Source organism: Achromobacter sp. FW305-C-30-7 (genome assembly GCF_058783105.1).
This window is the reverse complement of the sequence record NZ_JBYSYI010000011.1, coordinates 1-20,461: the sequence shown is the minus strand read 5'-3', so window position 1 is coordinate 20,461 and position 20,461 is coordinate 1. Positions and strand designations below refer to the sequence as shown.

18 protein-coding genes are annotated in these 20,461 nt (G+C 66.2%); 14 read left to right on the top strand and 4 right to left on the bottom strand.

The window, feature by feature from the left end:
* Positions 1 to 36: 36 nt before the first annotated feature.
* The 5 genes from AC3WOB_RS26965 to AC3WOB_RS26945 all read left to right on the top strand — a co-directional run bounded on the left by AC3WOB_RS26965 (position 37) and on the right by AC3WOB_RS26945 (position 5,804).
* On the top strand, positions 37 to 933 hold the full coding sequence (locus tag AC3WOB_RS26965; RefSeq protein ID WP_492276727.1) for a DMT family transporter: 897 nt from the start codon (positions 37 to 39) through the stop codon (positions 931 to 933).
* Between the two features lie 33 nt (positions 934 to 966).
* The gene (locus tag AC3WOB_RS26960; RefSeq protein ID WP_492276726.1) at positions 967 to 1,473 is read left to right on the top strand and encodes a MarR family winged helix-turn-helix transcriptional regulator; all 507 of its coding nucleotides are present in this window, start codon (positions 967 to 969) and stop codon (positions 1,471 to 1,473) included.
* A 98-nt stretch (positions 1,474 to 1,571) separates the two neighbouring features.
* The gene (locus tag AC3WOB_RS26955) at positions 1,572 to 2,993 is read left to right on the top strand and encodes an efflux transporter outer membrane subunit (RefSeq protein ID WP_492276725.1); all 1,422 of its coding nucleotides are present in this window, start codon (positions 1,572 to 1,574) and stop codon (positions 2,991 to 2,993) included.
* A gap of 22 nt (positions 2,994 to 3,015) precedes the next feature.
* Positions 3,016 to 4,209: an HlyD family secretion protein gene (locus AC3WOB_RS26950; RefSeq protein ID WP_492276724.1), complete on the top strand. Its 1,194-nt coding sequence runs from the start codon at positions 3,016 to 3,018 to the stop codon at positions 4,207 to 4,209.
* A complete protein-coding gene (locus AC3WOB_RS26945; protein WP_454668007.1) occupies positions 4,206 to 5,804 on the top strand; it encodes a DHA2 family efflux MFS transporter permease subunit in 1,599 nt (532 codons plus the stop codon). The genes AC3WOB_RS26950 and AC3WOB_RS26945 overlap by 4 nt, the downstream gene beginning before the upstream one ends.
* Before the next feature lie 54 nt (positions 5,805 to 5,858).
* Here AC3WOB_RS26945 and AC3WOB_RS26940 read toward each other — a convergent pair whose 3' ends face one another.
* The 3 genes from AC3WOB_RS26940 to AC3WOB_RS26930 form a co-directional block, all read right to left on the bottom strand.
* Positions 5,859 to 6,818, bottom strand: coding sequence for a WaaZ-like lipopolysaccharide core biosynthesis protein (locus tag AC3WOB_RS26940; protein ID WP_492276723.1), 960 nt, complete (start codon positions 6,816 to 6,818; stop codon positions 5,859 to 5,861).
* A gap of 32 nt (positions 6,819 to 6,850) precedes the next feature.
* Positions 6,851 to 7,918 carry a tartrate dehydrogenase gene (locus AC3WOB_RS26935; protein WP_492276722.1) on the bottom strand — a complete coding sequence of 356 codons (1,068 nt, stop codon included), beginning with the start codon at positions 7,916 to 7,918 and terminating at the stop codon, positions 6,851 to 6,853.
* A gap of 153 nt (positions 7,919 to 8,071) precedes the next feature.
* Complete coding sequence (locus AC3WOB_RS26930) at positions 8,072 to 9,598, bottom strand: helicase HerA-like C-terminal domain-containing protein (protein WP_492276721.1); 1,527 nt, start codon at positions 9,596 to 9,598, stop codon at positions 8,072 to 8,074.
* Between the two features lie 161 nt (positions 9,599 to 9,759).
* On the opposite strand from AC3WOB_RS26930, the gene AC3WOB_RS26925 reads away from it, so the two are divergent.
* From AC3WOB_RS26925 to AC3WOB_RS26895, 7 genes are all read left to right on the top strand, one after another.
* Complete coding sequence (locus tag AC3WOB_RS26925) at positions 9,760 to 10,491, top strand: YebC/PmpR family DNA-binding transcriptional regulator (RefSeq protein WP_013392765.1); 732 nt, start codon at positions 9,760 to 9,762, stop codon at positions 10,489 to 10,491.
* Between the two features lie 138 nt (positions 10,492 to 10,629).
* Entirely contained in the window at positions 10,630 to 11,937 is a 1,308-nt protein-coding gene (gene purD / locus AC3WOB_RS26920; protein WP_013392764.1) for a phosphoribosylamine--glycine ligase, read from the top strand.
* 11 nt (positions 11,938 to 11,948) lie between these two features.
* On the top strand, positions 11,949 to 12,860 hold the full coding sequence (gene hemF, locus AC3WOB_RS26915; RefSeq protein WP_492276720.1) for an oxygen-dependent coproporphyrinogen oxidase: 912 nt from the start codon (positions 11,949 to 11,951) through the stop codon (positions 12,858 to 12,860).
* Positions 12,857 to 13,444, top strand: coding sequence for a nicotinate (nicotinamide) nucleotide adenylyltransferase (gene nadD, locus AC3WOB_RS26910; RefSeq protein WP_013392762.1), 588 nt, complete (start codon positions 12,857 to 12,859; stop codon positions 13,442 to 13,444). Before hemF ends, nadD begins: the two co-directional genes overlap by 4 nt.
* Before the next feature lie 74 nt (positions 13,445 to 13,518).
* Complete coding sequence (rsfS, locus tag AC3WOB_RS26905; RefSeq protein ID WP_492276719.1) at positions 13,519 to 13,920, top strand: ribosome silencing factor; 402 nt, start codon at positions 13,519 to 13,521, stop codon at positions 13,918 to 13,920.
* Between the two features lie 7 nt (positions 13,921 to 13,927).
* On the top strand, positions 13,928 to 14,398 hold the full coding sequence (gene rlmH / locus AC3WOB_RS26900; protein ID WP_013392760.1) for a 23S rRNA (pseudouridine(1915)-N(3))-methyltransferase RlmH: 471 nt from the start codon (positions 13,928 to 13,930) through the stop codon (positions 14,396 to 14,398).
* Between the two features lie 34 nt (positions 14,399 to 14,432).
* Positions 14,433 to 15,047: a Maf family protein gene (locus tag AC3WOB_RS26895; protein WP_013392759.1), complete on the top strand. Its 615-nt coding sequence runs from the start codon at positions 14,433 to 14,435 to the stop codon at positions 15,045 to 15,047.
* 147 nt (positions 15,048 to 15,194) lie between these two features.
* Here the strand turns inward: AC3WOB_RS26895 and AC3WOB_RS26890 are convergent, their stop codons facing one another.
* On the bottom strand, positions 15,195 to 16,571 hold the full coding sequence (locus tag AC3WOB_RS26890) for a dicarboxylate/amino acid:cation symporter (protein WP_013392758.1): 1,377 nt from the start codon (positions 16,569 to 16,571) through the stop codon (positions 15,195 to 15,197).
* Between the two features lie 292 nt (positions 16,572 to 16,863).
* On the opposite strand from AC3WOB_RS26890, the gene AC3WOB_RS26885 reads away from it, so the two are divergent.
* Together AC3WOB_RS26885 and AC3WOB_RS26880 are read left to right on the top strand one after the other, a co-directional pair.
* The gene (locus tag AC3WOB_RS26885; RefSeq protein ID WP_492276718.1) at positions 16,864 to 18,843 is read left to right on the top strand and encodes a sensor histidine kinase; all 1,980 of its coding nucleotides are present in this window, start codon (positions 16,864 to 16,866) and stop codon (positions 18,841 to 18,843) included.
* Positions 18,827 to 20,230 (top strand): sigma-54-dependent transcriptional regulator, encoded by a 1,404-nt coding sequence (locus AC3WOB_RS26880; RefSeq protein WP_492276717.1) that lies wholly within the window; start codon positions 18,827 to 18,829, stop codon positions 20,228 to 20,230. The genes AC3WOB_RS26885 and AC3WOB_RS26880 overlap by 17 nt, the downstream gene beginning before the upstream one ends.
* Positions 20,231 to 20,461: the final 231 nt, after the last annotated feature.

Genomic DNA, 20,461 nt, shown 5'->3' with positions numbered 1-20,461 from the left:
TTTGCCCACGCTTTCCCGGCCACATTTTTCTCACGCATGACCCGACACCGCGCTCTCACCTACATCCATGTTGCCGCCGTGCTATTCGGCCTGACCGGCGTGTTCGGCGAACTGATCCAGGCCAGCGCCGCCGTGATCACGCTGGGCCGGGCGGTCTTCGCGGTGCTCGCGCTGGGGCTGTTCGCCCGCATGCGCCGCAAGCCGCTGCTGGGCGCCCTGACGCCGGCGCAGCTGTTCGTGCTGGTGGTGTCGGGCACCCTGCTGGCGGGACACTGGGTCACGTTCTTCATTGCCGTGAAGGTGGGCGGCATCGCCATCGCCACGCTGGGCTTCGCCAGCTTCCCTGCGTTCATCACCTTGTTCGAGGGGCTGCTGTTCCGTGAGCGCATCCGCCCGACCGAATGGCTGCTGCTGGGCCTGGTCACCGCCGGCCTGGTGCTGGTCACCCCGTCGTTCGACCTGGCCGACCAGGGCACCATCGGCCTGGCCTGGGGCCTGTTGTCGGGGCTGAGCTTCGCGCTACTGGCCTTGAGCAACCGCCGTTCAGCCTCGGGCATGGACCCGATGCAGGTAGCGTGCTGGCAAAACCTGGTGGTGGCGCTGGTGATGCTGCCGTTCGCCGTGTCCCAACTGCCGGCGCTGCCTGCCTTGGACTGGTTCTGGCTGGCGCTGCTGGGCATCTTCTGCACCGGCTTGTCCCACTACCTGTTCGTGTCCAGCCTGACGCGGCTCAACGCGCGCAGCGCCGGGCTGGTCATCGCGCTGGAACCCGTATACGCCATCGGCTTCGCCTGGATCCTGTTCAGCCAGGAGCCCACGCCCCGCATGATGGCCGGCGCCGCCTTGATCGTGGCCGCCATCGTCTGGTCGGGCCTGCGCAAGCAGGCGCCGGCATCCGCGCAGCCCGACACGACGGCAAAGATGCAGCCTTGACAATAACTGACTAGGCAGTAAAATTCGGCGCATATGACTGCCGCGCCTCCCCTCTCTTCGTCCGATACACCTGTCCATTACCGCGGCGACGCCCGCTGCGTGATGGAAGACAACGCCGGTTTCCTGATCAAACTGGTCTCCAATTCGTTGAACCGGATGCTGGATCAGGAAATGGCTCCGCTGGAACTCACCGCCATGCAATGGCGCCCCATTTTGCTGGTTTTCCAGGGACGCGCCGACACGCCCGCGGAGCTGGCACGGCTCACCGGCATGGACACCGGCGCCATGACCCGTGCGCTGGACCGCCTGGAAGCCAAGGGCCTGCTGCGCCGCAACCGCTGTCAGGAAGACCGCCGCGTCGTCAAGATCGAACTTACCGAGATCGGCGAAGCCAAGGCGCGCGAGATTCCTCCCAATATCGCGCGGGTACTGAATCACCATCTGCGCGGATTCTCCATCGACGAAGTCGCGCAGCTGAAGCATTTCCTGCGCCGCATGATCGCCAACGGCTCCGCCTCTTCAGCGCCTCCGGAGCGCTGACAACGGCTCCGGCATGCCCCGGTCCCCGGGGTTTTATTTGGCACAATAATTGCCTAGGCAAATACAGATTAATCAACTACTTTCAGCAAACAGTCAGGATGAAACGCCTTCTCACTACCGTATTGGTGCTGGCCCTGAGCGGTTGCGCATTGATGGAATCCGGCTCCGAGCCCGTGGCCACGCTGGACGGAGCCAAGCTTGGACTGACCAGCCAGGACACCGCCTGGCCTGACACCCAATGGTGGCAGCGCTACGGCGACCCGCAGCTCAATGCCTTGCTGGACGAGGGATTGGCCAATAACCCTTCGATGAGCGCCGCGCAGGCCCGCCTGGCCAAGGCCAACGCCGCCGTCGGCATCGCACGCGCGCCGCTGCTGCCCCGGGTGGACGCCAACTACACGCTGACCCGCGAACACCTGTCGAAGGATTACATCTATCCCGCGCCCTTGGGCGGTTCGGTCGTCAGCGACAACCGGCTGGCCCTGGACTTCAGCTATGAACTGGACTTCTGGGGCAAGAACCGCTCGCGCCTGCAGGCGGCCGTGTCGCAGCAGGCCGCCGCCGCGGCCGACGCCCAGGCGGCGCGCAATCTGCTGGCCGGCGCCATGGTCCGCGCCTACCTGAACCTGCAAAACGCCTTTGCCCAGCGCGAGGTGCTCAACCGCGTGCTGGCTCAGCGTGCCGAGGTGCTGTCGCTGACCCAGGGCCGCTACACGGCCGGACTCGACACCCAGGTGGAGGTCAAGCAGGCGGAATCGTCGCTGGCCGCCGGCAAGGTCGAACTGACCCAGACCGACACCACGCTGGCGCAGTTGCGCAATCAGGTGGCGGCCCTGGCCGGCGCCGGTCCGCAACGCGGACAATCCTTGCAGCCGGTGGCGCTGACCGCCCCCGCCGGCGGCGTACCCGCCAGCGTGCCGCTGGACCTGCTGGGCCACCGCCCCGACGTCACCGCCGCAAAATGGCGCGCCGAGGCCGCCCGCCACGCCATCGACAGCGCCCGCGCCGAGTTCTACCCCAACGTGAACCTGGCGGCATTCGTCGGCTTCCAGGCCATGGGCACCGGCAATCTGCTGGGCGCGGATGCCCGCATGGCCGGCTTCGGCCCTGCCGTCACGCTGCCGATCTTCCACGGCGGCGAACTGAACGCGAACCTGGCGGGTCGCCGCGCCGACGCCGACCTCGCGGTATCGGACTACAACCAGACCGTGCTGGACGCCGTGCACCAGGTGGCCGACGCGCTCGACGGACTGCGCCTGCTGGACCAGGAAAAAGCCCAGCAGCGCCAGGCCCGCGAAGCCATCGACGCCGCCTATGACCTGGCGGTCAAGCGCTACCGGGCCGGCATGGGCAACTACATCTCCGTGCTCATCGCGCAGACCGGCGTGCTGACCCAGGCGCGGCTGGACACCGATCTGCGCATCCGCGCCTATCAACTGGACGCCAGCCTCGCCAACGCGCTGGGCGGCGGCTACGCCCCCGCGACCGAGCCGGCCCCCGCCACGAACCCCACCCATTGAACGCTCCCCGGACTCAGACGTCATGACCGCAGCCACTCCCGCCGCCAACCCCGCCCGCAAACGCCTGCTGCTGCTGGCCACCGGGGCCTTCATCCTCATCGCGATCGCCTACGGCATCTGGTGGGCGCTGTTCGGCGCCCACTTCGAAAGCACTGACGACGCCTACGTGCACGGCAACCTGGTGCAGATCACGCCCCAGGTACCCGGCACGGTCGTGGCCATCGAGGCCGACGACACGGAAACCGTCGCCGCCGGCCAGCCGCTGGTGCGCCTGGATCCGGCTGACACCGACGTGGCCTTGCAGCAGGCCCAGGCCAAGCTCGCGCAAACCGTGCGCCAGGTGCGCACCATCTATGTCCAGAACGACGCCCTGGCCGCCGACGTCGACCTGCGCAACGCCGACATCCTGCGCGCACAGGCCGAATTGACCCGCGCGCAAAGCGACGTCAACCGCCGCCAGCAGCTGGCCAAGTCCGGCGGCGTCAGCGGCGAAGAGATTCTGCACGCCGAAGCCGCGCTGAAGTCCGCTCAATCCGGTCTGGCCCAGGCCCGCGCCGCGCTGGCCGCCTCGCGCGCCAAGCTGGCCACCAACCAGGCGCTGACCCAGGGCACCACGATCGCCGGCCACCCCGACGTGCAGCAGGCCGCGGCCGGCCTGCGCAACGCCTGGCTGGCGCAATCGCGCACCGTGCTGCCCGCCCCGGTGGGCGGCGTGGTCGCCCGGCGCAGCGTGCAGGTCGGCCAGCGCGTCGCGCCCGGCTCCGCCCTGATGACGGTCGTGCCGCTGGACCAGGTCTGGATCGAAGCCAACTTCAAAGAAGGCCAACTGCGCAAGATGCGCATCGGTCAGCCCGCCAAGATGGTTGCCGACCTGTACGGCAGTTCGGTCATCTACCACGGCACCATCGCCGGGCTGGACGCCGGCACGGGCAGCGCCTTCGCCCTGCTGCCCGCCCAGAACGCCACCGGCAACTGGATCAAGGTGGTGCAGCGCGTGCCGGTGCGCATCGCGCTGGATCCCGAAGACCTGAAGAAGCACCCGCTGCGCGTGGGCCTGTCCATGGACGTGGAAGTGGACGTGGGCAAGCAGGAAGGCGAACCGCTGACGCAGGCCGAACGCAAGGAGCCGGTCTGGTCGACGCGCGCCTTCGAGCCGGCCCACGATGAAGTCGACACCATGATCAGCAAGATCATCGAGGCCAACCTCGCATCATGAGCGCAGCCAAGCAGCCCGCCGCCCCGCCGGCGCCCCCGCCTGGCGGTTACCCGCCACTGGAAGGCGCGACCCGCATCATCGGGTCCATCGCGCTGTCCACGGCGGTGTTCATGAACGTGCTGGACACCTCGATCGCGAACGTGTCCATTCCCACCATCTCGGGCGACCTGGGCGTCAGCACCAGCCAGGGCACCTGGGTCATCACTTCCTTCGCCGTGGCCAACGCGATCACGGTGCCGCTCACGGGCTGGCTCACTCAACGCTTCGGGCAGGTGCGGCTGTTCCTGGTTTCCACGCTGCTGTTCGTGCTGGCGTCATGGCTGTGCGGCTTTGCGCCTTCGCTGGAGGCGCTGATCGCATTCCGCGTGCTGCAAGGCGCGGTCGCTGGCCCCATGATCCCGCTGTCGCAAGCGCTGATGCTGGCGAGCTTCCCCAAGTCCAAGGCGGGCATGGCGCTGGCGGTCTGGTCCATGACCACGCTGGTCGCGCCCGTCGCCGGGCCTTTGCTGGGCGGCTGGATCTCCGACAACTACACCTGGCCCTGGATCTTCTACATCAACGTGCCGGTGGGCCTGCTGGCCGCCTGGATCAGTTGGCGCATCTATGGCAACCGGGAGTCCGTCACGCGCAAGCTGCCGATCGACAAGGTCGGCCTGGCACTGCTGGTGCTGTGGGTGGGCGCGCTGCAGATCATGCTGGACAAGGGCAAGGAGCTGGACTGGTTCGCCAGCGGCACCATCATTGCGCTGGCCGCGACCGCCTTCGTCGCCTTCGTCTTTTTCCTGATCTGGGAACTGACCGACGCGCACCCCGTGGTAGACCTGCGCCTATTCAAGATCCGCAACTTCACGGTCGGCGCGCTGACGCTGGCGGTGGCCTACGGCGTCTTCTTCGGCAACGTGGTGCTGCTGCCGCTATGGCTGCAGAGCAATATGGGCTATACCGCGACCTACGCGGGACTGGTGACCGCACCGGTGGGCCTGCTGGCGATCTTGCTGACGCCCATTGTCGGCAAGATGCTGGCCACGCGCGACCCGCGGCAGATCGCGACAGTGGCGTTCCTGATCTTCGCGCTGGTGTGCTTCATGCGTTCGGGATTCAACACGCAAACCGATGTCCGCACGCTGATGGTGCCGACCATCATCCAGGGCGCGGCCATGGCGACGTTCTTCGTGCCGCTCACCTCGATCACGCTGTCCGGCATCGAGCCGTGGCGCATTCCCGCGGCCTCGGGCCTGTCGAACTTCCTGCGCTTGACGGCGGGCGCGTTCGGCACGTCCATCGCCACCACGCTGTGGGAAAACCGCGCGACCATGCATCACTCGCAACTGACCGAAGTCGCCAAGCCCGGCCAGCAGGCGTTCGACCAGACCATGGCGGCGCTGCAGAACGGGCTGGGGATGTCGCATCAACAAGCGCTGACCATGGTGGACGGGCTGATCAATACGCAAGCCTTCACCATGTCGGCGGTGGACGTGTTCTACGCCTCCGCCATCATCTTCCTGGCCCTGACCGGCCTGGTCTGGTTCGCCCGTCCACGTTCGGCCAAGGCTGGCGGCGGCGGTGCCGCTGAAGCGGCGGCCGGCGCGCACTGATGCGCGGCGGACCTGATCCCGGACCGTTGCGTCCGGGATCAGGCCGCAAGAAACCTATTCCTTCAGCAAGACCTGCCAGTCGGCGCGTTCGATGATGTCGGCCGGCAAGGCGCTGACGGGCGACAGGTTGAACACCGAGATACCGCGGGCGCGCCAATGCGCGGCGGCAAAGCGGAACGACGGTTCGATCAGATGCGAGAACTTGCGCGCCAGCCTGCTGGCCTGGGGCTTCTGTCCTTCGTCATAGAAGCGCAAGCCATTTTGCAACGTCAGGTCCAGCCCGTGCGCATAGACCTTGCGGGCTCCACTGGATACCAGCACCTGCAAGGCGGCATAGGCCACGGTATCGGCATCGAACACGCCCAACTCCACGTTGAAACTGAATCCCATGCCGCGCTTCGCGTCCAGCAACTGCACGTCGGGCGAGGCCGCCGCCATGCGCTGGAGCACGGCCGGCGCGGAAATACGCTGGTAGGCCCGTTCGGAGATCATTTCGATGACGCAAATGCGGCAGCGAATCGCATCCTGCGGCAGCCCCTGCATGATGTAGCGCAGGACCTCGGGCAAGACGTACAGGGTCAGGTCGCGCGACACGATCTCGCGCACCAGGTCTATACGTTCGCGGACGAAGTTCTGGTCGATGATGCAGTAGTACTTGAACGGCAGGTCGAACTTGCGCGCCAGCACGATGGCGCCGTTCACACCCATCGCCGCCCGGATGTCGAGCCGGTCGTAGGGAATCTGGGTGACCGACGGGCCGCTCAGGATCAGATGCACTTCCTCGTCGGCACGATCGTATCCCTGGGCAAGCGGCGTGACCGGCTGCGACCGGCCAAAGGCGCGAAAGCCGCCGATCGCGCCGGATCTATCCCTCCAGATCCGGACAAAGGGCCACAAATGCTGGTTGTGCCTCTGCGTGCGCGATCGCAGCACGCGGAACAGCTTGCGCACGAAACGGTCGGCCCGTCCGCCGCCCACATGGGCAACGGTGGGGGAAAAGCCAGATTCGTCCATTGACTAGCCTGGAGCCCGGTCGACAGCCTGTCTCAGCCCGCGACGACCAGCGCGGCAATCGCGCTGCCGACGTCGGCGGTGGAGGCGTTGCCCTTCATGTCACGGGTGCGGGGACCTTCCGCCAGGACGGTTTCGATAGCCTTGACCACTGCCGCCGAAGCGTCTGGATAACCCAGGAAATCCAGCATCAGCGCGCCGCTCCAGATCTGTCCAATCGGATTGGCGATGCCCTTGCCGTAGATGTCCGGCGCCGAACCATGCACCGGCTCGAACAAGGACGGGAACTTGCGTTCCGGGTTCAGGTTGGCCGAAGGCGCGATGCCGATGGTACCCGTGCAGGCCGGGCCCAGGTCGGACAGGATGTCGCCAAACAGGTTGGAAGCCACCACCACGTCGAACCAGTCCGGATGCTGCACGAAATGCGCGCACAGGATGTCGATGTGGTACTTGTCCCAACGCACGTCCGGGTACTTCTCGGCCATCTCCGCCACGCGCTCGTCCCACCAGGGCATCGAAATGGAAATGCCGTTGGACTTGGTTGCCGCAGTGAGATGCTTGCCGCGCTTCTGCGCCAGTTCGAAGGCGAACTTGAGCACGCGGTCGGCGCCGATGCGCGTGAATACGCTTTCCTGGATGACCACTTCGCGCTCGGTGCCCGCGAACAGGCGGCCGCCGCTGTTCGAGTATTCGCCTTCCGTGTTCTCGCGCACGATGAAGAAGTCGATCTCGCCCGGCTGGCGATCCTTCAGCGGCGAAGGCACGCCGGGCATCAGGCGCACGGGACGCAGGTTGATGTATTGGTCGAATTCGCGGCGGAACTTGAACAGCGAACCCCACAGTGCTTCGTGGTCAGGCACCGTGGCGGGCCAGCCGATGGAACCGAAGAAAATCGCTTCGTGCTGGCCGATCTGCGCCTGCCAGTCGTCCGGCATCATCTTGCCGTGCTTGGCGTAGTAGTCGCAGCTCCAGTCGAAATGGTCCCACTGAAAATCGATGCCGAATCGCGTTGCGACCGCGTCCAGCACCTTCAAGCCCTCGGGCACGACTTCCTTGCCGATGCCGTCTCCAGGGATCACCGCAATCTTGTGTTTCTTTGCCACCACGTCTTCCTTTGTTTTCCTTGGATGCTTCGCGCGCGGCCATAGGTCTCAAGGGCCACGCGCAGCCTCCTTATCATTACACGAAAATATTACTCGGTACGGCCCTGGATCAGGCACGCGAGCCGTTTCCGGCAAACGCACCGGATCAGGGTATCAACGCCGGCCTTTCGAGCCCAGCAAAGAACCCAATATGCCGCGGGTCAGCTCGCGCGCAATCGACCGGACCGTGCTTTTGGCCATGGTCTGCACGACGCCATCGCGCTTGCCGCCGCGCGGGCCGGTCGAGCCGAACAGGACGTCGTTCAGGCTGTCCATGAGGCCGCCGCCCGACTCTTCCGCGGCGCCCTTGGCTTCCGGCTGCGCGGAACCGTTCTTCGCCGCGCCGGCCTGATCCGCCGGCTTGGCCGCGCGCCCGGCCAGCACTTCATAGGCGGACTCCCGGTCGATGGCCGTTTCATACTTGGATGCCAGCGGACTGCCCTGGCGCAGCGCTTGCCGCTCGGCGTCGGTCGCCGGGCCGATCCGGCTTGCCGGCGGCACGATGTAAGCGCGCTCGGTCGGCATCGGCCGCCCCTTCGGGTCCAGCAGCGACACCAGCGCCTCGCCCACGCCCAACTCGGTGATGGCCGCCTCGATGTCCAACCCCGGATTGGGGCGCATCGTCTGGGCGGCCGTCTTCACGGCTTTCTGGTCGCGCGGCGTGAACGCCCGCAAGGCATGTTGGACACGATTGCCCAATTGCCCCAGCACGGTATCGGGAATGTCCAGCGGATTCTGGGTCACGAAATAGACGCCCACGCCCTTGGAACGGACCAGGCGCACCACCTGTTCGATCTTGTTCAGCAGCGCGCCAGGCGCGTCGTTGAACAGCAGGTGGGCTTCGTCGAAGAAAAACACCAGCTTGGGCTGGTCCATGTCGCCCACTTCGGGCAGCTTCTCGTACAGGTCCGCCAGCAGCCACAGCAGGAAGATGGCATACAGGCGCGGCGCCTGCATCAGCTTGTCGGCGGCCAGCACGTTGACCATGCCGCGGCCTTGCGCGTCCGTGCGCATCAGGTCGGCCACGTCCAGCATGGGCTCGCCGAAGAATTTCTCCGCACCCTGCGATTCCAGGGCCAGCAGCCCGCGCTGGATGGCGCCTATGCTGGCGGAAGACACATTGCCGTATCGCGTTTTCAGTTCCGAGGCGCGATCGGCGACGTTCTGCAGCATGGCGCGCAGGTCCTTCAGGTCCAGCAGCAGCTGGCCTTCGTCATCGGCGACCTTGAAGACCAGCGTCAGCACGCCTTCCTGCGTGTCGTTCAATTCCAGGATGCGGGACAGCAGCAGCGGCCCCATGTCCGACACGGTGGCCCGCACCGGCAGCCCCTGCTCGCCAAATACATCCCACAGCGTGACCGGGCTGGCCGCCCAGGCCGGTTCGCTCAGGCCCAGGTTCTTCAGGCGCTCCAGCAGCTTGGGCGTGCCCGCGCCAGCCTGGGAAATACCGGTCAGGTCGCCCTTGACGTCGGCCATGAATACCGGTGTGCCGATACGGGAAAAGGATTCCGCCAGGACCTGCAGGGTGACGGTCTTGCCGGTACCCGTGGCCCCTGTGATGCAACCGTGGCGATTGGCCAGGGCAGGCAGCAGCGCCAATTCGGTCTGGGCATTCTTGGCGATGACGATGGGGTTGGGCATGTGCAGCTCTCCGGACCAGGGAATCAGATGGATGCCCAAGTGTAGAGCCTGCCGCGCCGCTTGTGCGCGTGGCAATATGGACACATGCGGTCCGCCCCCGGGCGCGCCGGACGCCGGCACGGTAAAATGCCCTCTTTGCAGACAATTTACCCTGGGAAGCCATGGCCGGACACAGCAAATGGGCCAATATTCAGCACCGCAAAGGGCGCCAAGACGCCAAGCGCGGAAAGCTCTGGACCAAGATCATTCGTGAAATCACCGTGGCGGCGCGTGCCGGCGGCCCGGACCCGGACAGCAACCCGCGCCTGCGCATGGCCTGGGACAAGGCCACCGACGCCAACATGCCCAAGGACAACATCCAGCGCGCCATCCAGCGCGGCGCGGGTGGCGCCGACGGCGAAGCCTACGAGGAAGTCCGTTACGAGGGCTACGGCATCGGCGGCGCGGCCGTGATCGTCGACTGCATGACCGACAACCGCACCCGCACCGTGGCCGAAGTGCGCCACGCCTTCGCCAAGAACGGCGGCAACCTGGGCCAGGAAGGCTCAGTCGCCTTCATGTTCAAGCACTGCGGCCAGTTCGTGTTCGCACCCGGCACCTCGGAAGACAAGGTCATGGAAGCCGCCCTCGAGGCCGGCGCCGAAGACGTGACGACCGACGAAGAAGGCGTGATCGAAGTGGTCTGCGCGCCGGCCGACTACGCCGCCGTGCGCAGCGCTTTCGACGCCGCCGGCCTGAAGGCCGAAGTGGACGGCATCGTCATGAAGGCCCTGAACGAGACCGAACTCGCCGGCGAAGACGCCATCAAGATGCAGAAACTGCTCGACGCCCTGGAAGGCCTGGACGACGTGCAGGAAGTCTATACGAACGTCGTTTTCGACGAAGCGCAGTAATCCCATTACCCCGGCGCCGGGCGGGCCTTGCCTGCCCGGCGCCACGCTGTCACCGGATCCGGGTCCGCCCGGATCCTGGCCTACTCCACGGGCTGGCGCCTTGCGGCGCTCGACTGGCAACCTTAAGAACCACGCAACATGAAACTCCTGGTAATTGGCTCTGGCGGCCGTGAACACGCCCTCGCCTGGCGCTTGGCCCGCTCCCCGCGCGTCCACAAGGTCTACGTCGCCCCGGGCAACGGCGGCACCCAGCGCGCCGAACAGATCGAGAACATTCCGTTCACCAGTGCCGAGGAATTGGCTGATTTCGTGCAGCGCGAAGGCGTCGCCCTGACCGTGGTCGGCCCCGAGGCCCCCCTCGCCGCCGGCGTGGTCGACGTGTTCCGCGCCCGCGGCCTGAAGATCTTCGGCCCGACCAAGGCCGCCGCGCAGCTGGAAAGCTCGAAGGACTACGCCAAGGCCTTCATGGTCCGGCACAACATCCCGACCGCCCGCTACGAAACCTTCACCGATCCGGCCCTGGCTCACGCCTACATCGACCAGGAAGGCGCCCCCATCGTGATCAAGGCCGACGGCCTGGCCGCGGGCAAGGGCGTCGTGGTCGCCGCCACGCTGGAAGAGGCGCATGCCGCCGTGGACGCCATGCTGGGCGACGGCTCCATGGGCGCCGCCGGCGCGCGCGTCGTCATCGAGGAATGCCTGGTGGGCGAGGAAGCCAGCTTCATCGTCATGTGCGACGGCCGCAACGTGCTGGCCCTGGCCACCAGCCAGGACCACAAGCGCCTGCAGGACGGCGACCAGGGCCCCAACACCGGCGGCATGGGCGCGTATTCGCCCGCGCCCATCGTCACCCCGGAACTGCATCACCGCATCATGCGCGAAATCATCCTGCCGACCGTGCAGGGCATGACGCGCGACGGCATCCCGTACACGGGCTTCCTCTACGCCGGCCTGATGATCGCCCCGGGCGACGATCCCGACCGCGAGATCAAGACCCTGGAATTCAATTGCCGCATGGGCGATCCGGAAACCCAGCCCATCATGATGCGCGTCAAGAGCGACCTGCTGGACGCCCTGGAGCACGCCGTCGACGGCACGCTCAACCAGGCCGACATCGTCTGGGACCGCCGCACCGCGCTGGGCGCCGTGCTGGCCGCGCATAACTACCCCAACACGCCGCGCACCGGCGACGTCATCCGCGGCCTGCCCGCCGACGCCGAGGACTGCATGGTGTTCCACGCCGCCACCCAGCTCGATGGTGACGAAGTGAAGACCACTGGCGGCCGCGTGTTGTGCGTCACGGCGCTGGGCGACTCCGTCAAGATGGCCCGCGACCGCGTCTACGAAGCGATCGACGGCATCCACTTCGACGGCCGCCAGTACCGCAGCGACATCGGCTGGCGCGCGCTCAAGCCCTCGCAACAGAAGTCCAAGCCCAACGCCTAGCCGGAATCTCAATGAACGCCTTGCCCGTCTCCTCCGTCCGGGACTACCTCACCGGCTTGCAGGCCCGCATCGTCGGCGCCCTGGAAGCCGCTGAAGGCACGGCCTTCCGCAGCGACGAATGGGTGCGGCCCGAAGGCGGCGGCGGGCTGTCGCGCCTGCTGGAAGGCGGCTCGCTGTTCGAGCGCGCCGGCGTGCTATTCAGCCACGTCCAGGGCACCAAGCTGCCGCCGTCGGCCAGCGCGCACCGCCCCGAACTGGCCGGCCGTTCATGGGAAGCCATGGGCGTGTCCATGGTGCTGCACCCGCGCAATCCCCACGTGCCCACCACGCACATGAACGTGCGCATGTTTCTGGCGGCCGCCCGGCCTGGCCACGACGAGGCCGACGTCTTCTGGTTCGGCGGCGGCATCGACCTGACGCCCTACTATCCGTACGAGGAAGACGCCCGCCATTTCCACGCCACCTGCCGCGATGCGCTGGCCGGCCATGGCGCCGACTACTACCCGCGCTATAAGCGCTGGTGCGACGAGTATTTCTTCCTCAAGCATCGCAATGAAACACGCGGCATCGGCGGCATCTTCTACGACGACCTGAATGCACCCGGCTTTGACGCCTCGTTCGCCCTGACCCGTTCCGTGGGCGACGCCTTCCTGCCGGCCTACATGCCCATCGTGGAGCGCCGCCGCGGCCAGGCCTACGGCGAACGCGAACGCGATTTCCAGGCCTACCGTCGCGGCCGCTACGTCGAATTCAACCTGGTCTTCGACCGCGGCACGCTGTTCGGCCTGCAGTCCGGCGGACGCACGGAATCGATCCTCCTGTCCATGCCGCCGCTGGCGCAGTGGCGCTACGACTGGCAGCCCGAAGCCGGCACACCCGAGGCCGAATTGGCGGCCTACCTGAAGCCGCGGGACTGGGCTTGAAGCGCATCGGTCTCCTAGGCGGCAGTTTCGACCCCGTCCACGTCGCGCATATCGCCTTGGCGCAAAATGCCTTGCAGACGCTAGGCCTGGCCGAGGTGCAGCTCATCCCCGCCGCCAATCCCTGGCAGCGTGCCGCACTGCACGCCACGGCCGACCAGCGCCGCGACATGCTGCAGCTGGCTATTGCCGGCCACGCGGGCCTGGTCGTCAATCCCATCGAAATCGAACGCGGCGGCCCAACCTACACCATGGACACGCTGCGCGCCCTGCCCCAGGACGCGCGCTATGTCTGGCTGCTGGGCGCCGACCAACTGGCCAATTTCTGCACCTGGCGCGAATGGCAGGACATCGCCAGCCTGGTGGACCTGGCCGTCGCCACCCGCCCGGGCACCGCGCTAAGCGCGCCGCCGGCGCTGGCCGAACACCTGCGCGGCCAGGGACGCGAACTGCAGGAATTGCCTTTCGCTCCCATGGCGGTTTCGGCCTCGCAGATCCGCCAGCGCCTGGCGCAGGGCGAATCCACCGAAGGCCTGCTTGCGGCGCCGGTCGCCGCCTATATTGCGACGCACCATCTTTACCGATAAACCCTCACCCGCCAGGCGCTGAAAGCGCCACGGGGCCAGCATCCGCTGTCCACGCGCGGGTTATATTTGCAGCTATGGATATACAAAAACTCCAACGCGCCGTCATCGACGCCCTCGAAGACGTCAAGGCGCAAGACATCAAGGTCTACAACACCACGCATCTGACCAGCCTGTTCGATCGCGTCGTGATTGCAAGCGCCACCTCCAACCGCCAGACCCGCGCCCTCGCTTCCAGCGTGGCGGACCGCGGCCGTGCGCTCGATCTCTCCGGCATCACCATCGAAGGCGAGGACACCGGCGAATGGGTCGTGGTCGACCTGGGCGACGTGGTCGTGCACATCATGCAACCCGCCATCCGCCAGTACTACAACCTGGAAGAGATCTGGGGCGGCAAGCCGGTGCGCGTGAAGCTCCTGCCCGAGTCCACCCGCCCCGCGCCGGTCGCCAACGACGGCGTGCACGACGCCGAGTACTGAGCGCGCCGTGAAGCTGATCGTCGCGGCCGTCGGCACGCGGATGCCGGACTGGGTGCAAACCGCCTGGGACGACTACGCCAAGCGCCTGCCGGCCGACTGCGCGCTGGAACTGCGCGAAATCAAGCCAGAGCCCCGCACCACCGGCAAGACGCCCGCCCAGATGATGGCCGCGGAAGCCAAGCGGATCGAAGCCGCCCTGCCCGCCAGCGCCCTGCGCCTGGCGCTGGACGAGCGCGGACGCGACCTCACCACCATGGCTTTGTCGCAAAAGCTGGAGCAATGGCGAGCCGGCGGCCAGGATGTCGCCTTTCTGGTCGGCGGCCCAGACGGGCTGGATGCCGGCCTGAAGGCTTCCTGCGCCGGGCAGTTGCGCCTGTCCTCGCTGACGCTGCCGCACCCCATGGTGCGCGTGGTGCTGGCCGAACAGCTCTACCGCGCCTGGGCCATCATGACCAATCATCCCTACCACCGCGCGTGACCGCTGGGCCGGCGCGCATATTTTTCACTCACGCATGACCGACACCGCAACGCCCGCGCGCCTCTACCTTGCCTCCGCCAGTCCCCGGCGGCGCGAGCTGCTGGCCCAGATCGGCCTGGCGCACGAAGTCCTGCTCGTGCCCGCCCCGCCCGGGGAGGACGAACCCCAGCATCCCGGCGAAAGCGCCGCCGACTACGTCCAGCGCACCGCGCGGGACAAGGCCTTGCGCGGCCGCGACTGGATGCGCGACCAGAGCCTGCGGCAACTGCCCTTGCTGGCTGCCGACACCACGGTCATCCTGGCGGGCACGGTCCTGGGCAAGCCGGCCGACCGCGACGACGCCATGCGGATCCTGCGCGCCCTGTCGGGCTCCGCGCATGAAGTGCACACCGCCGTCGCCGTCTGGACCGGAGACCAGTTGCTGGAAGCGGTATCCATCACCGAGGTCCGCATGCGCGACCTGACGGACGAGGAAATCGGCCGCTACTGCGACAGCGGCGAACCCTACGGCAAGGCCGGCGCCTATGGCATCCAGGGCTTGGCTGGCACGTTCATTTCGCACATCGCCGGCAGCTACACCGGCGTGATGGGCCTGCCCTTGTTCGAAACCGCGAACCTGCTCCGCGCGGCGGGTATTCAGGTGCCCTGAAAACCGCGCTCTCCGGCTGAAAAAAATCCCCCGGGAACCTCGCGGTCCGGGGGATTTCTTCATCGCCGGGCGCCCCCTCTCTTCGGGGCTGCTGCCCGCATCGGCAGACGCAGCAGCGTGCGCGGGCAACGTCGGTTTTTCGCCGATTCAGCCCTGCTGCATTGGCTGGCCCATGGGCAGGGCGCCAGCTCTGCCCGGCGCCTCGTGGGCCGGAACCGAGGCTGGAACAGGCGCAGGCTGGAGCTCACCCTCAAGCGCGGCATGCAGTTGCTCCTGATCCAGTTCCCCTTCCCAACGCGCCACGACCACGGTGGCGGTCGCGTTGCCGACCAGGTTGGTCAGCGCGCGGCACTCCGACATGAAGCGGTCCACGCCCAGGATCAGCGCCATGCCGGCCACCGGCACGGAAGGCACCACCGACAGCGTCGCAGCCAGGGTGATGAAGCCTGCCCCCGTCACGCCCGCCGCGCCCTTGGAACTCAGCATCGCGACCAGCAGCAGCAGGATCTGGTCGCCCAGCGACAGCGGAATGTCGCAAGCCTGCGCAATGAACAAGGCCGCCATCGTCATATAGATATTGGTGCCGTCCAGATTGAACGAGTAGCCGGTAGGCACGACCAGCCCAACCACCGACTTCGAACACCCGGCCCGCTCCATCTTCTGCATCAGCGTGGGCAGCGCCGCCTCGGACGAGCTGGTGCCCAGCACCAGCAGCAGCTCTTCGCGGATATAGCGCACCAGCTTCAGGATCGAGAACCCGTTGTAGCGCGCGACCAGGCCCAGCACCACGACCACGAACAGCACCGAGGTCGCGTAAAAGGTCCCCACCAGCATCGCCAGATTGATGACGGACTTGATGCCGTACTTGCCGATGGTAAAGGCCATCGCGCCGAAGGCGCCGACCGGAGCGGCCTTCATCAGGATCGCGACCAGCTTGAAAACCGGCTGGGCCAACGCAGTCATGAAGTTCAATATCGGCTGGCCGCGTTCGCCCACCATGGCCAGCGCGATGCCGAACAACACCGCCACGAACAGCACCTGAAGGATATCGCCGCCGACGAACGGACTGAAGATCGTGGTCGGGATCACGTTCATCAGAAAGCCCGTGATGGTCGAGTCATGCGCCTTGGCCACGTAGCCCGACACCGCCTTCTCGTCCAGGGTCCTGGGGTCAATGTGCATGCCGGCGCCCGGCTGCACGATATGGCTGACGATCATGCCCACGATCAGCGCAAGCGTGGAGAACACCAGGAAGTACAGCATGGCCTTGCCCGCCACGCGGCCGACCTTCTTCAGGTCGCTCATCGCAGCGATGCCGGTGGCCACGGTCAGGAAGATGACCGGCGCGATGATCATCTTGACCAACTTGATGAAGGCGTCGCCGAGCGGCTGCATCTGCTGGCCGAGTTCGGGCTTGAACGCGCCCAGCAGCACGCCCACCACGATGGCGAAAATCACCTGCACATAGAGAATTTGATAGAACTTGAGCTTGCGCGCGGGCGCGACTTGATCCACGTCGATCATTGGGATTTGTCCCCACCAAGGCCCCTTGCTCCGGGCGGTTCAGCGCGGGCGGCGGGGCGTTATCTATTTTCTGGCTTGCGCGTGTCATCGCGGGCCGATTTCACCCCGCTCTGGAGGCCGCGGGGCTTGGACATACCTATGCAAGACCCGTGCCAGCAGTGTTTGCTTCGCCCCGAGCTTCCAAGCCATTGATTGGAAATGAATTTTTCCCCCTAAATAGGCGCTGCCTCAGGATGGCGTGGCGGAATTTCACACAGAAGCGATATAAAATGTGCGAAAAACCGCACATCTCATGTCAGCCCGATCCTCCTCCCGCAGCACTGGTTCCGCTCCGGACCAGGCCAAGCGCCCCGCCCGCTTTCCGCCAGCGCGCGCCTGGTCCTGGCCCTGGCGCGCGGCTGCCATCCTGCTGGGCATCGCCATCGTCTTCGGCGTACTGCATGCCGCCACGCTCTGGGCGCGCGAAGGCGCCCTCAAAAACGCGGCCGCTCAGGCGCGCGGCACGGCGCAGATCAACGCCGCTCTGTTGCGCAACAATCTGGACAAATTCCGCGCACTGCCCTTCGTCCTGACACGCGACGTCGACGTGCGCGCCGCCTTGCTGGGAGGCTCGCGCGGGCAGATCGAATCCCTGGACGAAAAACTCGACACGCTCAGCCGCGGCGTGGGCGCGTCCGCGATCTATGTACTGGACAAGAAAGGCCTGGCGATCGCAGCCAGCAATTGGCGCGAACCCGCCACCTTCGTCGGGGTGGATTACCAGTTCCGGCCCTACTTCCAGGGCGCCATCGCGCGTGGCTCGGCAGAGCATTTCGCCCTGGGCACGATCAGCCACGAGGCCGGGCTATACCTTTCGCGGCGCGTGGACGACGCCAACGGTGCCATGCTGGGGGTGGTGGTTTTGAAAGTGGACTTCCGCGATCTGGAGGCCGACTGGCGTCAGTCCAATGCGCCCATTTTCGTCACCGACGAGCACGGCGTGGTGTTGTTGGGCAGCATCTCCGACTGGCGCTTCGACGTGTTGGCGCCGCTCTCGCCCACTCTGGCCCGGACGTTGCGCACCAGCCTGCAGTTCGGCGACGCCCTGTTCCAGCCGCTGCCGCTCAAGCCGCCGCTGCAACCCGTTAGCAGTGGCCAACTGGTGCGCGCGGACGCAACCCTGCCGCAGATTCCCGCCGGCGCACCGCTGTTGCACACCACCCTGCCCATCGTCGAATCGCCCGGCTGGACCCTGCACCTGCTGTCGCCGGTACAAGCGGCCATCAACCAGGCCACCGCCAACGCGCAACTGGGCGCATTGCTGGCGCAGAGCGCGCTCGCCGCCATTGCCGGCCTCGTGCTCTTTCGCCGTCATCGCAATCGCGGACGCGCCGAGCAGCAGGCCGCCATCCATGAACAGCTGGCCTCGCTGGTGGACGAACGCACATCTCAGTTGTTGAGGGTGAACGAACAACTGGTCGATCAAATGGACGAGCGCCAGCGCACGGCCGCCCGTCTGCACACCATGCAGGAAGAACTGGTACAGGCCAGCAAGCTGGCCCTGCTGGGCCAGGTCGCCGCCGGCGTCGCCCACGAGATCAATCAGCCCGTGGCCGCGATACGCGCCTATGCCGACAATGCGGCCGAGTTTCTGCGCCGCCAGGATAATGGCTCCGCTCAGGAAAACCTGGGCACCATCGCCGCCTTGACTGACAGGATCGGCCACATAACCGGGGAGTTGCGCGCCTTTTCTCGCAAGGCCGGCGCCTCGGTAGGACCGACCAGCCTGAAAGATTGCCTGGAAGGCGCGCTGCTGCTGGTCGCACCGCGCGCCCGACGCCAGGGCATCGTGCTGCAACGGCCGCCCGAGGACCTGAACTACCAGGTGCTGGCCAATCGCGTGCGGCTGGAACAAGTGTTGGTGAATCTGCTGCAGAACGCCATGGACGCCTTGGAAGGTCTGCCGGACGGCCGCATCGTCGTCGCGCTGCAAGATTTGGGGGCCACGGTGCAGATCTACGTCAGCGACAACGGCCCAGGGCTGTCTCCCGCAGCCCGTGCCCACCTGTTCACCCCATTCCATACGACCAAGCCGGAAGGCTTGGGATTGGGCTTGGTCATCTGCCGCGACATCGTCGTCGAATTCGGCGGCGACTTGATCGCAGCCGGCCTCTCGGATCCCGCCTTTCCCGCCCCGCATGCCCCGGGCAGCGGCGCGATGTTCATCCTGACATTGCGCAAGGCGCGCGACCAGAACAACCCTACGAGCCTCCACCATGACCCGCGCACCTGATCCAAGCAACGCGACAAACTCCATCGACGACAGCTTGCGTCGGCCCTTTGCGCCCCGCGCCGTGTTCATCGACGACGACGAGGAGCTGCTCCGCGCCAATGCCCAGACGCTCAAGCTCCATGGCATTGCCGTGGATGCCCATGCCAGCGCGCGCGCGGCGTTGCCGGCCTTGAACCGCGACTTCGACGGCGTGGTGGTAAGCGATATCCGCATGCCCGACATGGACGGCCTGCAGTTATTCCAGCGCCTGCGCGACATCGATCCCGACATCCCCGTGATCCTCATCACCGGGCATGGCGATATCGCGACCGCCGTGCAATGCATGCGTGATGGCGCCTATGATTTCCTCACCAAACCCTATGCCGCCGACAGGCTGATCACCGCCATCGTGCATGCTGCGGAAAAGCGCCACCTGGTGCTCGAAAACCGCCGCCTGCGCGAAACGGCCTTCGCCGTCGAAGCAGACGAGGTCCCCTTCATCGGCACCACTCCCGCCATGCAGCGGATCAAGCAAACGCTGCGCCATATCGCGGACGCGGATGTGGACGTCCTGGTCGAAGGAGAAACCGGCACCGGCAAGGAAGTCGTGGCCACCGCTCTGCACCGCCTGAGCCGCCGCAGGCACCGCGCGCTGGTGGCGATCAACTGCGGCGCCTTGCCCGAAAGCGTGATCGAAAGCGAACTCTTCGGCCATGAGCCTGGCGCATTCACCGGCGCCCAGAAGAAACGCATCGGCCGAATCGAGCATGCCAGCGGCGGCACCCTGTTCCTGGATGAAATCGAAAGCATGCCGCTGGCCGTCCAGGTCAAGCTCCTGCGCGTGCTCGAGTCACGCCAGATCACTCCTCTGGGCAGCAACGAAGTCCGCAACCTGGACCTGCGGGTGGTCGCTGCCACCAAAGAAGACCTCGGCAGCCCAGCCATACGGACCAAATTCCGCGAAGACCTGTTCTACCGGCTCAATGTCGTCACCATCCGGATTCCGCCCTTGCGCGAACGCCGCGAGGACATCCCTCTGCTGTTTGCCCATTACCTTGGCCATGCCTCGCGCCGCTTCCAACGCGACATTCCCGAAATGCCGGCATCCATCCGGCGGCATGTCCTGACACACGACTGGCCCGGCAACGTGCGTGAACTCGCGCATTTCGCCGAACGCGTCGTGCTGGGCGTGCTGAATACGCCCGCAACTCCAATCGCAGCAGAGGGCGCCGCCGAAAGCCTGCCGGAACGGATGGAACGCTTAGAAGCCCAACTGATCCGCGAAGCGCTCCAGACCCATCAGGGCGATATCAAGGCCACCCTGGAATCCCTGGGCATTCCGCGCAAGACCTTCTACGACAAACTGCAGCGCCATGGCATCGACCGCCAGCAATATACGCAACCCTAGGCGGCGAACGCGTCACGGCTTGCAGGCATGAAAAACAAAACCCCTCGCAGGGGCATCCTGCGAGGGGTTTTTCATTGGGGTTTGCGGAACCTGCGAAGCGCATCCTCAGCCCGGCGCCGCAAAGACAGAACCCCACAGGGGTTACCTGTGGGGCTCTGCGGAATAAAAGCTTGACGATGACCTACTTTCACAGACGTCCGTCCACTATCATCGGCGCAAAGTCGTTTCACT